The organism is Streptomyces sp. NPDC048566, assembly GCF_043199735.1.
GTDB lineage: Bacteria > Actinomycetota > Actinomycetes > Streptomycetales > Streptomycetaceae > Streptomyces.
The window spans coordinates 654,563-669,172 of the sequence record NZ_JBICWL010000002.1 but is presented as its reverse complement, the minus strand read 5'-3'; the positions used below and the strand labels follow the sequence as shown (position 1 = coordinate 669,172).

Genomic DNA, 14,610 nt, shown 5'->3' with positions numbered 1-14,610 from the left:
TCCGCACCTGCTCGGCCCCCGACAGGCAGCAGCGGAAGGGGAGTTGTCCGTTCATCGGCTGGATTGCCTGCCGGAATCGGGCGTGTGCGTCGGGATTCCGCCGAAGGAGGAAAAAAGTGGCCGGCCGGCCCGGAATTGCCCGTCGTCCGGGAATCCTGGCCGCGGATCGTTCGTCTTACGTGCGGGAGTTGCGGCCGGAATCGGCCGCGGGCGCCGCACGGCGCACTCGGGCGGCGTAGACGAGCGCAAGCAGGGCAGCCAATGGGGAGCGGGTGTCGCGAGACACCTGCGGAGACGGCTGCCGGGCGGTGGGGAGTGGACGAGTTGATGGGCACGGCGGATCGCACCGGAGCACCCGGTGCGGGAGACACGACGCAGGAGGCGGCGCGCGTCGCCCCGCAGGGACCGCACAGGAGCGGAGCGGCGGCCGGGCGCCGCCCGGAGGGTCGGTCGCCGCGGGCGGCCGAGGAGCGGACGGGCGCAGGCGCCCGCTCGTCTGTGCGAAGCGAACCGGTGCGGGCGGGGGACGGCTCCCCTGAGGGATACGAGATGGAGGAGGAGCGCGTCCACTACCGGCCGCTGTGGATCGAGGAGCCCGCGCGCAGGCGCCGACTGCCGGATCCGGTGCGCACGTCGGCGGTGCGGGCGGTGCTCGTCATCTCGGTGACGCTGATCCAGGCGGTCGTGGCCTTCCTCTGCACCGTGACGGGGTCCTGGCTCGCCTTCCCGATGGTCTTGAGCAGTGTGGCCTGCACGGTCGTGGCGACGTGGGCCGCGCTGGACGTCTGGGTGACCCGGCAGGTGTGGAACCAGCGGCACGGTGTCGTGTCGGAGCCGAGCAGCACGGCGCGGGCGCTCCGGCGCGAGCGCCGCAAGGCCAGGCGTCACGCCCGGGTCGCAGCGCGGAGCAGGGGCCGGATACGCGGACGGAGCGCGGCCGGGCAGCCCGCCCACCCCTGAGGACCGTCCCCTGATCCCCGGTGGACCAGCGCGCGGCGTCGAATGCGGTGTGCCGCACGGCGGAGGGTCGTCCTCATACCGGGTGCATGCGGGCGGTCCGACAACGCGGCGAGGTGCCGTGGCCGTCGTCCTGCGCCCGCCGGCGATTCCGGGACAGCCCTGAGGTGGACACGGCTGACCGGCCCTCGCCTCTCCGTCCGCTGCGGGTCGCCGGTCGGCCCGCGGTGCGCGGACGACGCGGGAGGGTGTGGACCGGTACGGCGCTCGGGAGGCGGCCCGCCCCTGGTGTGGCACGGAACGGCCGCCTCCGGCGCGCCGCGTCGGTGATTTCACCGTCGACGCGGCCGTAGGGCCGACGCGGGCGGGGCCGCTACGGTGCAGCGGGCGCGGGGCGCTTGAACATCCGGGTCGCGGTGATCTCCGTGTGCGCGGTCTCCCCCGGCGCCGTCTCGCGGGGCAGACCGGGCCGGAGGTGCTCCTCCACGCTGATGTACTTCAGGCCCGCGCGCAGGTCGGCGTCGTTGCGCAAGCGGATGACGAGGGGGAACTCGGCGAGCGCCGTGGTGTCGAACAGGCCGGTCGTGTAGAGGAGTTGCACGCCCAGGGCGTCCGAGACGGCGCGCTGCAGCTCCAGGAGGTAGGTCGCGTTCGCCCGCCCGATGGGGTTGTCGAGGAACAGGGTGCCGGCGTGGCGGTGCCTGTCCCGGCCGCGGTCGTTGCTCCGCAGGGCGGCCATCGTGCAGTACAGCGCGATGGCGGCGGTGAGGAGCTGACCGCCGGAGAAGACGTCACCCATCTGCCCGACGGGGACGCGTTCGGCGCGCAGGACGGCGTCCGGCTTCAGGATCTCGACGGCGACGCCCCGCGGCTGGAGCGCCGCGCCGACCCCGCGCAGCAGCAGGGACATGCCGTCGCGCCGCATGTCGGAGTTCTTCTTGACCGCGGCACGGGTGGCCTCGTCGACGACCTCGCCGAGCCGCTCGGTGAGGGTCGCCTGGTCGGGCTCCTCGAAGCGGATGCGCAGGAACTCCTGCCCGGACCACTCGCCGAGTCCTTCGGGGAGCCGGGACAGCCGCTGCGCGGATCGCAGCGTGGCGAGGGCGGACTCCACGAGCCCCCGCAGGCGGTCCACGATCGAGTCCCGGTTGCGCTCCAGTTGTGCCAGTTCGTCGGTCAGGACCCGCAGCCGGGGCGCGAACGCCTCCGCCCACTTGTGCGCGTGCTCCGGCAGGGACGCGGCGGGCAGTTCGCGGATCTGCTGCCGGGCGGGGGTGCGCACCTGCTCGTAGCGGGTGGAGTTGGCGTGCCGTACGAGGATGTCGGCGGCCTCGCGGACCGCCGCCTCGGCGGCGCTGAGGTCGGTGGCGCAGCCGCGCAGCGACCGACGGCTCTCGGCGGCCGAGTGCCGTGCCTCCTCAAGCGTTCCGGGGTAGGGCTCGGCCTCGTCCTGCTCGTCGTCGGAAGTCTCGCGCAGGAGGTCGCGGAGCAGGGCCGCCGCCTCGTCGAAGCCGCCCGCGGCGTCCTCGGCGGACCGGTGGGCGCCGAGGTACTCGGCGTGCGCGGCACGTGCCGCCTCCAGGGCCTGTGCACGCGTGGCCAGCTCGGTGGTGGCGGTGCGCAGCAGGCTCTGGGCGTGCTCGGCGTCGCGCGGCACCAGGTCCTCGGCCAGCTCGGTGTGCGCGTCGCCCTCCTCGGGAGCGTGCCGCTCCGCCTCGCCGCGCAGCCGGCCGAGTTGCTCGCTGGCGGTCGACATCCGGGTCTCCAGGAGCTGCACCAGCTCCTCGGCGCGGGCTGCGGCGGCCTGCCGTGAGGGGCCGTCGGATCCGTCGGGCGATTCGAGGAGCTGTGCGGCGCGGGTGCGGACCTTGTTGCTGAGGCGGTCCAGCTCCGCGAGGGCGGCGCTCTCGTCGCTCTCGGCGCGCGCCTGCTCGGCCCGCAGGTCGGCGCCGACGCCGACCTTCTCGTACAGCTGGGACGCGGCCCGGTAGGCCTCCCTCAGCGCCGGGAGGGAGGAGGGTGCGGCCGTGTCGTCCCCGGACACGTCGTCCGGGGCGCCGGCGATCTCCGCTCGCTCGGCGCGCAGCGCGCGTGCCGTGCGGCGGGCGTCGTCGGCGGCCCGCTGGGCGGCGCGCCTGTCCTCGTCGGCGGCGCGGGCACGCTCCAGGCAGCTCTGGGCGCGGTCCTCGGACTCGGCCGCCTCGTCGGCCAGTTCCCTCAGCCTGGCCTGCCAGCCGGCGCGTTCACGGAGCCGGAAGGCCAGTCCGGCGAGGGCGTCGGCGGCCCGCCGGGCCTTCTGCGCGGCCTCCTGCCGCTCGTCGCGTGCGTGGGCGGCCTCGGCCGCGGTCTCGTCGGCCTCCGCCCGGACGGCGCGGGCCTCGGTCAGTTCGGCCTCGGCCTCCTCGGCGAACGTCCGCGCGTCCCGGGCCGCCGCGGCCAGTTCGACGAGCCGGCCGGCCGGGCAGCCGGTGCGCCAGGACGCGAGCCGGGCCGCCAGCTCCCTGTCCTTGCCGAGGCGGGCGGCGAGCGTGCGGATCTCCTCGTCCCGCAGGCCCGCGCGGGCCCGCAGCGCCTGGCGTTCCTCGTCGGCCGCGTGCTCGTCGTGCATGGCCGGGTTCGGCGGGACGAGGAAGACGCCGCCGTCCGCGGTGTCGGCGGCCGGGGTGGGGGCGAGCAGGGCGGCGGCCGTCCCGACGGCGACCGCGGACCGCGGGAGCAGGGCGGCGTCGCCGAGCGCCTGGCGGGCCCGGGCGTGGGTGTCCGGATCGGTGATGATCACGCCGTCGACGAGTTCGGGGCGGGCGGCGAGCACCCGCGCGTGGTCGGCGGGGTCGACGGCCTGGGCGAGGTAGCGCCAGCCGGGCAGGGCGGGGATGCCGTGTTCGCCGAGGTACTCGACGGTGGCGAGGACGTCCGGGCCCGGGGGCAGCAGGCCGCCGTCGCCGAGGGCTCCGAGGATGCGGGCGTCGTCGGCCGCGGCGGTGCGCAGGTCGAACAGGTGGCGTTCGGCGGCGGCGATCCCGTCGTCGAGCAGGGACCGCAGTTCGTCGGCGTAGCGGTCGAGTTGCTCGGGGGTGAGGGGAGGACCGTCGGCGGGCGCGGGTGCGGTGTCGGTGTCGTCGTCGCGGCGGGGCTGGGGCACGGGCCCGCGGGTGCCGGCGCCGGGGAGACCGAGCAGTTCGGCGAGCCGCTCCTCGCGGGCGAGGGCCTCGGCCGTCCGGTGTTCCGCCGTGTGGGAGCCCTCGGCGGCCGTGGCGGCGTCCGCCGCGCGAGCCGCCGTGAGTTCGGCGCGGGACTCCGCGGACGCCGCCTCGCGCGCGTGGTCGGCGGCGCGCCGGGACGCCTCGCGCGCCGTGTCCCAGCCGGCCACGGCCGTCTTCTCCGCGTCGCTCGCGGCGAGCGCGGCGCGGGCCGGGTCGGCGTCGGGGGCGCTGTCGTCGAGCCAGCCCGCGCGGACCGCCTCGGCGGTCTCCTGCTCGACCTCGGCGAGTCGCTGCCTGAGGTGGCCGATCTCGCTGCGGGCACGCTGTGCAGCGGTCGCGGCGGAGGTGGCGTCGGCGTGCGACCGCTCTCCGGTCTCCTGGAGGCCGGCGGAGCGCTCCTCCTCCTCGTTGGCGTGCGCCTGGGCCCCGTCGGCGGCCCGGTGCAGGGCGCGGACGAGGTCGACGGCCGCGCGGGCGCGGGCGGCGAGGGCGGGCGCCGCGTCCCGCTCGGCCTCGCGGATCGCGGCGGCCACCCGTGTGGAGCGGTCGGCGGCGGCGCGGTGCCGCAGGACCGCCTCGGCGGCCTGCCAGGCCGCCTGGAGGGTGCGCGCGTCGGCCAGCTCGCGCTTCTGCGCGGCGGCCGACTTCTCCGCCCCGGCGAGAGCCAGGGAGGCGTGGCGGTAGGCGAGTTCGGCGGCGACGAGGGCGCTGCGCTCGCGGGCGCCCTCGGCGTGCGTGACGGCGTAGGCGGCGGCGGTGACGCGCTGGGCGAGTTCTCCCGCGCGTACGCGTTCGACCACGGCGCGGGCGGTCAGCCGGCGGGCGAGGGTCCGGGTGCGCCGCTCGGCGCCGGTGTGGACCTCCCGCGCGCGGGTCCGGGTCTCGGAGGCGTCGACGATGCGCCCCAGCAGGTCCACGGAGCCGGCCGTGAAGTCGCGCTCGGCGATGAGTTCGGCCCGTCGCCCGAGCTTGTTGCCGAACCCGCCGACCAGGTCGGCGAGCCCGTCGGTGTCGCGGGTGTCGGTGACCGCGCGCAGCAGCAGGTCGGTGAAGTCGGAGTCCTTCTTGACCGCGAAGAGGCCGGCCGCCTCACCCTCGTCGGCGTTCATCTCCCGCTGGTAGCGGAAGAGTTCGGGGTCGAGGCCCAGGTCGCCCAGGTGTTCGTTCCACCGGTCGTGGATCTCCTCCCAGTGCACTTCCAGGTGGGGGTAGGCCTTGCCCGCATCGGTGATGGCGTCCCGGAAGCCCTTCATGGTGCGGCGCCTGCCCTGGGCGCCGGAGGCCCCCTCGGCCGGGGGCCGGACGGTGGTGGCCTCGGCGACGGGGAGGTTGTCGAGGCTGAGGCCGGGGCCGGGCCGGAAGGAGTACCAGGCCTCGGCGAACTTGCGCGGGTCGTTGGAGACCTGGCGTCCCCGCCATTCGCTCGCCTTGCCGACGACCACGCAGGCGCCGGTGAGCGTGTGCTGCCATTCGAGGGCGACGTGCCCGCAGTCGTCGGCGAGCAGGAACTTGCGCAGGACGCCGGAGCTGGCGCCGCCGAGGGTGTTGCGGTGGCCGGGGAGCATCACCGAGAAGATCAGCTTGAGGAGCACCGACTTGCCGCCGCCGTTCTCCAGGAAGAGCACGCCGGCGGGCGCGGGGCGGCGCGGCGGGCCGACCGGCTCCTCCTCGAAGAACTCCGCCTGGGTGGGGGCGGGGTCGGGCACGGGCTCGCCGACTCCGCGGAGGTCGAGCACGGTGTCGGCGTAGCGCGCACCGGCAGGCCCGATGGAGTAGAGGCGGACCCGGGACAGCTCGTACATGGCGGCGGACTCTCGTCGTGGTGAGGGAGGAGGGGCGGGGGGCGGGGGCCGGTGTCAGGAGTGGAAGGGCAGTCCGGCTCCGGCCGCGAGCTCCAGGTCATCGGTGTCCTCGGCGGGCAGCAGGGTCGCGGTGCCGTCGGTGACGGGGACGATGCCCAGCTCCAGCAGTTCGCCCAGGGCCGCGCTGCCGGCCATGTCGCGGACCTGGAGCTGGTAGCGGGCCGTGGTGCGGTAGGTGCCGCCCGCGTCGTCCCCGGTGCGCTGGAGGAAGCCCGAGTCGGTGAGGAAGGCGACGGCCTTGGCGATGATGCCGGTGGTCGAACCGGCCAGCCGACGGGCGTCCTTGGTGGCCCCGGTGGAGCTGCGGCGCGCCCAGATCCGCCAGGCGGCTTCGAGGCCCGGCGCGTCCGTCGCCGGGTCGGTGTTCTCCCCGGTCTCCTCGGCCCGCTCCTCCAGGCGGCGGCACGCCTGCCGCACGAAGGCGTCGACGCCGTTGACCGAGACGCGTCCGATGTATCCGTCGTCGGCGAGGTCCTCGGGGCGGGGGAAGGCCATGGCGGCGACGGCGAGGTGGGCCAGGCCGTGCAGGAAGCGGTCCGCGGAGTCGGCCGAGGCGCGGCGGGCGTAGTCGCCCATGCGGACGGCGAAGACCGAGTCCTCGGCGGCGGTGACGGCCATCCCCGCGCGCGGGGACACCTCCAGGACGACGAGCCCGAGTCCCGCGGCGACCGCGTCGGCGAGCCGCGCGAAGGGCGGGTCCTCGCGGTGGCGGCGCAGCAGTTCCGCGTACTCCTGGTCGCGTGCGGGCTGCAGTTTGGGCTGGAGCCCGAAGGCGACGAGCCGCGCGGCGTCGGCGGCGTCGGCAGGGGTGACGGGGGCGTTCACCGGCGCGGCGGCGGCCTCCGGTTCACTCCACTCGACGTGCTCGGTCACGGCTGGGACTCCTTGTTCGGACGGACGGGGGCGGCCTGCGGCCGATCGGTCCCCGGGGAGAGCGGGTCGACGCGAACGGGTCCGGCGGAGCGCCGGACGGGCGCCGCGGGACGCGGGACGGGCGCCTGGGCGGCTGCCGGTGGAGCGTGGCCGGCTCGCGCGGGCGCCGGGCCGGGGCGGGCTCCGCCGGGCGGGAAGGGTGGCGGGCCGTTCACGCGCGGTCCGCCTTCATCCCGGCCGCGTCGAGCAGGGCCATGCCGACGATCAGGTCGGCGCCGCCGAACTCCGGATCGTCCAGTTCGGTGCCGTCGTCCACGGCGAACAGCAGGCGCTCCTCGCCCTGGCGGTAGGCCGTGCCGACCGGCGGGCTCGCGGCGTGCACGGCCAGCAGGGCCACGAGATAGGGCAGTTCGGGATCGCGGCGGCGGGCGTCGGCCAGCAGACCGGACAGCCTGCGCGGAGCGTCGGCGGGCAGGTTGAGCAGGTCCATGGCGGAGGCGAGCTGGTCCTCGCTGAAGCGGCTGTCGTCGGGGGTGGCGATCAGGTCGGGCTCGGGCATCTCCGCTCCGAGGTGCTCCCTCTCCTGCGGCGGCGTGAGCAGGATGTCGACGAGGTCCGCCACCCGCACGGCGACCGGCGTGCGCAGACCCGTGCCGCGGGCGAAGAAGGCGTCGGTGACGCGGAGGGACCGCTCGACCGCGAGCGGCAGCACCGGGGCGACGAGGTGGCCGTACAGGTCGATGCCCGAGGTGGTCATCGGCGTGCCGAACGCCTGCCGGTCCTGCTCGGCGCGGAACAGCGGGCCGGCCTCCAGCAGGCGGGACTGGAGCTGGGTGTGGCGGCGGATGCAGTCCTTGACGATGTCCACGAGTTCGGCCGCGCGCCGCTTCTGCTCCGGGTCCTCCGACTCGTCGCGGGCCTTGCGGATGTTGGTGAGGATCGCGTTCTCGTGGCGGTACCGGTCGGCGACGTGGTCCAGCGCCTCGGCGATCATGTCGGGGACGGCCCGGAGCCAGTCGACGGCCCGCACGTTGCGCCGGGTGGCGTCGAGCGCCTTGCGGAGGGTCTCGGCGTACTGCACGGTGCGGTACCGGGCCTGCTCGGCGGCGAGTTGCGCGTCGGCCAGCCGGCCCCGGCTGATGAGGACCTCCAGCTTGACCTCGGCGGCGATCTGCGCGCTCGTGACGTCGGTGTCCAGGGCGCCCACCAGGACGTTGACCGCTTCGTCGGTCGTCCGGAGGTAGACGCTCCCCCCGTAACCGGGGACCTCCTCGATCAGCTTGAAGTCGTAGTCGCGGCGGACGTACGAGCCGTCGGTGGCGAAGGTGCCGTACACGGCGCGGAAGCCGCGGTCGACGCTGCCGACGTTGATCAGGTTCTCCAGCACCCAGCGGGCCACCCGCTCGTGCTCGGCGACGGGGCGGTGCGGGGCCTGGGCGGCGATGCGCGGGATGAGCCGGGCCACTATCTGGTCGTGGTCGGCGCCGGTGTCGAAGTCCATGTTCAGCGTGACGAGGTCGATGGCGGCCAGGGCGACCTCGGCCATGCCGTACACCGTGTACTCGCCCGCGAGGTTCGCCTTGCGCACGTCCAGGTCGTGCAGCGGCGCGGTGCACGCGAGGGCGCGCAGCCGCCGCGCCAGACCCTCGTCGGCGGCCGGGCCCGGAGCCGGGCGCGGTCCCGCGCTGAGCTGGGCCGGAACGCTGTCCGTCGATGCAGGCGAAGTCACGGTGCACAGACTAGGTCCTCGGTCCGACAACGGTCGAAACGACGCAGATGCGACCGGTCCCCCGGCCCGGACCGGCCCTCACTCTCCGCGTCCCGGCCCTCACGCCCGGCTCTCCCGGCGTCGTCGCCCGCGTTCCGGCGACCGGCCTGCCGGCGGGCGGTCGCGGCGCGGCGGGAACGTCGGGACCCGCGGGGCGCCGTTCACGGCTGCCGGGGGCGCCGGGCGGGCGCGGGGGTGCGGGAGCCGGGCGGTGCGCGCACCGCCCGGGGCGCCCCGCCGTCGCCCGGGTCCGGCCGCCGCCCGGGACCGGCCCCGCTCCTCGCGGGGGCGGCCCGTCCCCGACACCCGCCCCCGCGCGCGCTGGTTCGCCCCGGCACCGGGGCGGGTGGGCCGCCCGTCGGCCGCTGCGCCGCTCAGCCCGCGCCCTGCCCGTCGGCCACCCTGCGCGCGTACACGTCGACGAGGCCCTTGAGGGAGTCGGCGAGGTAGGCGGCGAGGAGGTGCTCGGCGGTGTCGCGGTCGCCCTGCTGGAGGGTGCGGAGGATGCGGAGGTTGCGGGCGAGGTAGGGCTCGTGGAGCCGGCGCGGGTCGTCCACGACATGGAAGGCGAGGCGGAGTTCGGCGAAGACGCTGCGCATCACCTCGTCGGTGCGGGCGCTGCCGGCGAGGGCGACGAGTGCGCGGTGGAAGTGGATGTTCGCGGTGGACACCCCTTTCCAGTCACTTTCACCGGCCGCCCGCTGCCCCTCCTCGACGGCCGCCGCGAGCCCCTCGACGGTGTACGGCGGCTCGCCGAGCCCGCGGACGACAGCGCACTCGACCAGCGCCCTGGTGCGGTAGATGTCCGCGACGTCCTCGACGGTGAGCACCCGGACGAAGACCCCTCGGTTGAGTTCGTGCACCAGCAGACGCTCGTGCGTGAGCAGCCGGAACGCCTCGCGCAGCGTGTTCCGGGAGACGCCGAGGGCGCCGCCGATGCTGTCCTCGGACAGCCTGGTGCCGGGCGGGAAGAAGCCTTCGGCGATGCGGGTCCGGAGGATGTCGGAGACCCGTTCGGCGGTGCTGGTGCGCCCCAGGAGGGCTCGGTCGTCGGACAGTTCCGTCAGCTCTGCCATGCCCGGAATTCAACCGCAGTCACCGGGACGAAACAACAGGGGTATTGAGGGATCGTTCAACGATCCTCTACCTTGTCGGACAGGCGCCGCCCGGCACGACCGCACACGCACCGGCGGCCGGCACTACGGCGTCCATCGCTTGCGCACGGCACGGCTCGGTCCCCCAGCACTCCCCGTCCCGCACTGCGAGGTGCCCATGAGCACGACTCCTCCGTCCCATGCCCCGACCGCCGATACAGCGCCCGTCGCGGGCGAACCCCCCACTCAGGACGGCGCGTTCGGCTGGCTGCGCGCCCTCGGACCGCGCGGCCGGCGCGCGTTCGGCGGCGCGTTCGGCGGCTACGGTCTCGATTCCTACGACTACTTCACCCTGCCGCTCAGCATGGTCGCGCTGGCCGCCTCGTTCGGCCTCGACAGCGGCCGGACGGGCCTGTTGACCACCGTCACCCTGGTCGTCTCCGCGATCGGCGGCGCTCTCGCCGGTGTGCTCGCGGACCGCATCGGCCGCGTCCGGGCGCTGCTGATCACCGTCGTGACCTACGCGGTCTTCACCGTCGCGTGCGGGTTCGCGCCCAACTACGAGACGCTGCTGGTGTTCCGCGCCCTGCAGGGCCTCGGCTTCGGCGGCGAGTGGGCGGTCGGCGCCGTCCTGGTCGCGGAGTACGCGGCCCCCCGGCACCGCGGGCGCACGCTCGGCGCGGTGCAGAGTGCCTGGGCCGTCGGCTGGGGCCTGGCGGTGCTGGTCTACACGCTGGTGTTCGCGTTCCTCGGCGACGACCTCGCCTGGCGCGTCATGTTCTGGACCGGAGCGCTCCCCGCGCTGCTCGTGGTGTGGGTGCGGCGGCGGGTGCAGGACGCGCCGGGAGCGACCGCGGCCCGCGAGAGGAGTGCGGACAAGGGCTCGTTCGCCGCCATCTTCAGGCCGGGCACCGCGGGGTCCCCGGGACTGCTGCGCACCACCGTGTTCGCGGTCCTGCTCTCCACCGGCGTCCAGGGCGGCTACTACACGCTGGCGACCTGGGTGCCCACCTACCTGAAGGCGGAGCGCGGCCTGTCGGTCGTCGGGACGGGCGGCTACCTGGCCCTGCTCATCTCGGGCGCCTTCGCCGGCTACCTCACCGGCGGCCACCTCACCGACCGGCTGGGCCGCAAGCGCACCATCCTGCTCTTCGCGGTCCTGTCGGCGGGGTGCATCCTCGCCTACGCCAACATCCCGGGCGGGGCCGACACCCTTCTGCTGGTGCTCGGCTTCCCGCTCGGCTTCTGCATGTCGGCGATCTTCAGCGGCTTCGGCTCCTTCCTGAGCGAGCTGTACCCGGCGGAGGTCCGCGGCACCGGTCAGGGCTTCACGTACAACACGGGACGGGCCGTGGGCGCGGTGTTCCCCACCACGGTCGGCTTCCTGGCGGACGGCTGGGGCGTGGGCGGGGCTCTCGTCTTCGGGGCCGTCGGCTACGCCCTGGCCGGTCTGGCCCTGCTCGGGCTGCCCGAGACGCGGGGCAGGGAGCTGCTGTGAACGACACCGCCCCCGTCGCCCCGCGCCCCCTCGCCGAACCGCCCGCCGAGGTCCGGGACGCCCCCGCACGCGCGTGGACGCCCGCGGAGGCGCGGCACCGGTTCCGCTCCGGCCTGTCCCGGCCCACGGCGGGCGTCGCCGCGGGCCACACCCAGGCCAACCTCGTTTCGGTTCCGGCCGACTGGGCGTACGAGATGCTGCTGTTCTGCCAGCGCAACCCCAAGCCGTGCCCGGTCCTCGACGTCACGGACGCCGGCGCCTGGACGACACCGCTCGCCCCCGGCGCGGACCTGCGCACTGACCTGCCGCTCTACCGGGTCTGGGACCACGGGGAACTGGCGGACGAGCCGACCGACGTGCTCGCCCACTGGCGGCCCGACCTGGTCTCCTTCCTGATCGGATGCAGTTTCACCTTCGAGTGGGCGCTGGAGGGCGCGGGGGTGCCGCTGCGCCACGTCGAGCAGGGCCGGAACGTCTCGATGTACGTCACGGCGCGGCAGTGCCGCCCGGCCGGGCGGCTGCGCGGACCGATGGTGGTGTCCATGCGTCCGGTGCCGCCCCGGCACCTGGCCGCGGCCATCCGGGAGAGCAGCCTGCTGCCCGCCGTGCACGGCAGTCCGGTGCACTGCGGCGAACCCTCGGGGCTGGGCATCGAGAGCCTCGCACGCCCCGACTTCGGCGATCCGGTGGTCGCGGCCCCGGACGACATCCCGGTGTTCTGGGCCTGCGGCGTGACACCGCAGGCCGCCGTGATCGCGTCCCGTCCGCCCTTCGCGATCACCCACGCGCCGGGGAGGATGTTCCTCACGGACGCCCGTGACGAGCAGTACCGAGTGGCCTAGCAGGGCCGGAAGAGGAGACAGGGCATCCCATGACCCCGATCGATCTCAACGCCGATCTCGGCGAGGGTTTCGGCCGCTGGCGGCTGACCGACGACGAACAGCTGCTGTCCGTCGTCACCAGCGCCAACGTGGCCTGCGGTTTCCATGCCGGGGACGCCGCCACGATGCGCCGGGTGTGCGACCAGGCCGTCGAGCGCGGGGTCAGGATCGGCGCGCAGGTGTCCTACCGCGACCTGGCGGGGTTCGGACGGCGCGCGATGGACGTGCCCTCCGGGGAACTCGCGGCCGAAGTGGCCTACCAGATGGGCGCCTTGGAGGTCTTCGCGCGTGCGGCGGGGTCCCGGGTCGCGTACGTGAAACCGCACGGCGCGCTGTACAACCGGGTCGTGCACGACGAGGAGCAGGCCGCGGCGGTGGTGGAGGGTGTCGTGCTCGCGGGCGCCACCCTGCCCGTGCTCGGGCTGCCGTCCTCGCGGTTGCTGAAGGTGGCCGAGCGGGCCGGACTGCCCCCCGTCACCGAGGCCTTCGCCGACCGCGCCTACACCGAGCAGGGCACCCTCCTGCCCCGCGAGCGGGAGGGCGCGGTCCTCACCGACGCCGACGCCGTCGTGGAGCGCTCGCTGGGGCTGGCCCGGGACGGGTGGGTCGCCGCCCGCTCCGGGGAGCGCGTCGACGTCCGTGCCCGATCGCTGTGCCTGCACGGGGACACGCCGGGCGCGGTCGGGCTGGCCCGCCGGGTGCGCGAGCGGCTGGAGTCCTCGGGCGTGCGGGTGGAGGCGTTCGCGTGACGGCCGGCGCGACGGACCGGCCGGCCCACCCGGTGTCCGCAGGCACCGGGTTCCGGGACGGCCGCGGGGCGGCCCCGGCGGACACGCCGCCAGGAACGCGTGCGGAAACCCGCCTCCGGCCGCCGCCCCGCTCCACGGCTGTGCGGGTCCTCCCGGTCGGGGACCGCGCGCTGCTCGTGGAGGTCTCCTCGGGCGATGCCGCCCAGGCCCTGCACGCCGAACTGCTGCGGCGCCGGTCGGAGGGGTCCCTGGTGGTGCGCGAGATCGTCCCGGCCGCCCGCACGGTGCTGCTGGAGGGACTCGACGACGCGGCCCGGGTCGCGGAGCGGCTGCCCGGCTGGGAGATCCCGCCGCCGGGCGCGACCGCGGACGCGGAGGTCGAGATCCGCGTCCGGTACGACGGCCCCGACCTCGCGGACGTGGCGGCCGCATGGGGGGTGCCGGTGCACCGGGTGCCGGCCCTCCACGCCGCGGCCCGGTTCCGGGTGGCCTTCTGCGGGTTCGCGCCCGGCTTCGGGTACCTGACGGGGCTCCCGGACCGGTACGGCGTGCCCCGCCGGGCGACCCCGCGCACCTCGGTCCCCGCGGGATCGGTGGCGCTCGCGGGCCCGTACACCGGGATCTATCCGCGCAGTTCGCCGGGCGGCTGGCAGTTGATCGGCACGACGGACGCGGTCCTGTGGGACCACGCGCGCGTGCCGGCCGCCCTGCTGGCACCGGGCACTCGGGTCCGCTTCGTCCCGGTGGGCGGCCGATGAGCGACCGGGCCCTCGCGGTGGTGCGGGCCGGCGCCCTGACCACCGTCCAGGACCGGGGCCGGCCCGGTCACGCCCACCTCGGCGTGCCGCGCTCCGGAGCGCTCGACGCCCCCGCGGCGGCACTGGCCGGCCGCCTCGTCGGCAACGGCGTCGGCGCGGCCGTGCTGGAGACCACCCTCGACGGCTGTTCCCTGCGCCCGCGTTCGGCGGTCGTCGTGGCGGTGACGGGAGCGCCCTGCCCGGTCACGGTGGACGGCCGTCCGGCCGCCTGGGGGGCACCCGTCCGGGTGCCCGCGGGCGCCCTCCTGGACGTCGGTCCGGCGCGCGCGGGAGTGCGCTCCTACGTGGCCGTGTGCGGCGGGGTGGCGGTGGAACCGGTCCTCGGCAGCCGGTCCACCGACCTCCTCTCCGGCCTCGGCCCCCCGCCGCTGACGGCCGGGACGGTGCTTCCGCTGGGCCGCCCGGTCGCCCCCCACGCGCGCGTGGACGTGGTCCCGCAGCCCGCCCCGCCCGCGGAACTGGTCCTGCGGGTGAGGCCCGGCCCCCGCGCGGAGTGGTTCACCGCGGCGGCGCTGCGGACCCTGACGAGCCGGGTCTACCGGGTGTCGGCGGCGAGCAACAGGATCGGGCTGCGCACGGACGGACCGGTGCTGGACAGGGCCGTCGCCGGTGAACTCCCCAGCGAGGGCATGGTGCTGGGCGCCGTGCAGGTGCCGCCGGACGGCCGGCCCGTGGTGTTCCTCGCCGACCATCCGACGACCGGGGGCTATCCGGTGATCGCGGTCGTCCCGGAGGAGGACCTGGCCGCCGCCGCCCAGGCCCGCCCGGGGACTCCGGTGCGCTTCGTGGCGGCGCGCCGGCGCTGAGAAGGGGCCGGCCCGCGCGTGGGGAGGCGGCACCGGGCGCCGGCGCGGCTCCGGCGGACCCCGGAGCCCGTGCCCGTGCGCGGGCCCGTGCGGGGACGCGG

Annotated in this window: 10 protein-coding genes; 6 read left to right on the top strand and 4 right to left on the bottom strand. The window is 75.9% G+C overall.

Annotated features, from left to right (window positions below):
- Positions 1–327 precede the first annotated feature (327 nt).
- Positions 328–960 carry a hypothetical protein gene (locus tag ACGFS9_RS06835; RefSeq protein ID WP_393251238.1) on the top strand — a complete coding sequence of 211 codons (633 nt, stop codon included), beginning with the start codon at positions 328–330 and terminating at the stop codon, positions 958–960.
- A 370-nt stretch (positions 961–1,330) separates the two neighbouring features.
- On the opposite strand, the gene ACGFS9_RS06830 is transcribed toward ACGFS9_RS06835, so the two are convergent.
- From ACGFS9_RS06830 to ACGFS9_RS06815, 4 genes are all read right to left on the bottom strand, one after another.
- Positions 1,331–5,962: a hypothetical protein gene (locus ACGFS9_RS06830; RefSeq protein ID WP_393251237.1), complete on the bottom strand. Its 4,632-nt coding sequence runs from the start codon at positions 5,960–5,962 to the stop codon at positions 1,331–1,333.
- A 54-nt stretch (positions 5,963–6,016) separates the two neighbouring features.
- Positions 6,017–6,895 carry a hypothetical protein gene (locus ACGFS9_RS06825; protein ID WP_393251236.1) on the bottom strand — a complete coding sequence of 293 codons (879 nt, stop codon included), beginning with the start codon at positions 6,893–6,895 and terminating at the stop codon, positions 6,017–6,019.
- Between the two features lie 211 nt (positions 6,896–7,106).
- On the bottom strand, positions 7,107–8,624 hold the full coding sequence (locus ACGFS9_RS06820; protein WP_393251235.1) for a hypothetical protein: 1,518 nt from the start codon (positions 8,622–8,624) through the stop codon (positions 7,107–7,109).
- Between the two features lie 413 nt (positions 8,625–9,037).
- A complete protein-coding gene (locus ACGFS9_RS06815; protein WP_393251234.1) occupies positions 9,038–9,739 on the bottom strand; it encodes a GntR family transcriptional regulator in 702 nt (233 codons plus the stop codon).
- Positions 9,740–9,935: 196 nt separating this feature from the next.
- Here ACGFS9_RS06815 and ACGFS9_RS06810 point away from each other — a divergent pair, with 196 nt between their 5' ends.
- The 5 genes from ACGFS9_RS06810 to ACGFS9_RS06790 all read left to right on the top strand — a co-directional run bounded on the left by ACGFS9_RS06810 (position 9,936) and on the right by ACGFS9_RS06790 (position 14,509).
- Positions 9,936–11,255 (top strand): MFS transporter, encoded by a 1,320-nt coding sequence (locus ACGFS9_RS06810; protein WP_393251233.1) that lies wholly within the window; start codon positions 9,936–9,938, stop codon positions 11,253–11,255.
- Positions 11,252–12,097 carry a putative hydro-lyase gene (locus ACGFS9_RS06805; protein WP_393251232.1) on the top strand — a complete coding sequence of 282 codons (846 nt, stop codon included), beginning with the start codon at positions 11,252–11,254 and terminating at the stop codon, positions 12,095–12,097. Before ACGFS9_RS06810 ends, ACGFS9_RS06805 begins: the two co-directional genes overlap by 4 nt.
- Positions 12,098–12,126: 29 nt before the next feature.
- Complete coding sequence (locus ACGFS9_RS06800) at positions 12,127–12,885, top strand: LamB/YcsF family protein (protein WP_393251231.1); 759 nt, start codon at positions 12,127–12,129, stop codon at positions 12,883–12,885.
- Between the two features lie 140 nt (positions 12,886–13,025).
- Positions 13,026–13,643, top strand: coding sequence for an allophanate hydrolase subunit 1 (locus tag ACGFS9_RS06795; RefSeq protein ID WP_393251230.1), 618 nt, complete (start codon positions 13,026–13,028; stop codon positions 13,641–13,643).
- Positions 13,640–14,509, top strand: a complete 870-nt coding sequence (locus ACGFS9_RS06790) for a biotin-dependent carboxyltransferase family protein (protein WP_393251229.1) — start codon at positions 13,640–13,642, stop codon at positions 14,507–14,509. Before ACGFS9_RS06795 ends, ACGFS9_RS06790 begins: the two co-directional genes overlap by 4 nt.
- Positions 14,510–14,610 lie beyond the last annotated feature (101 nt).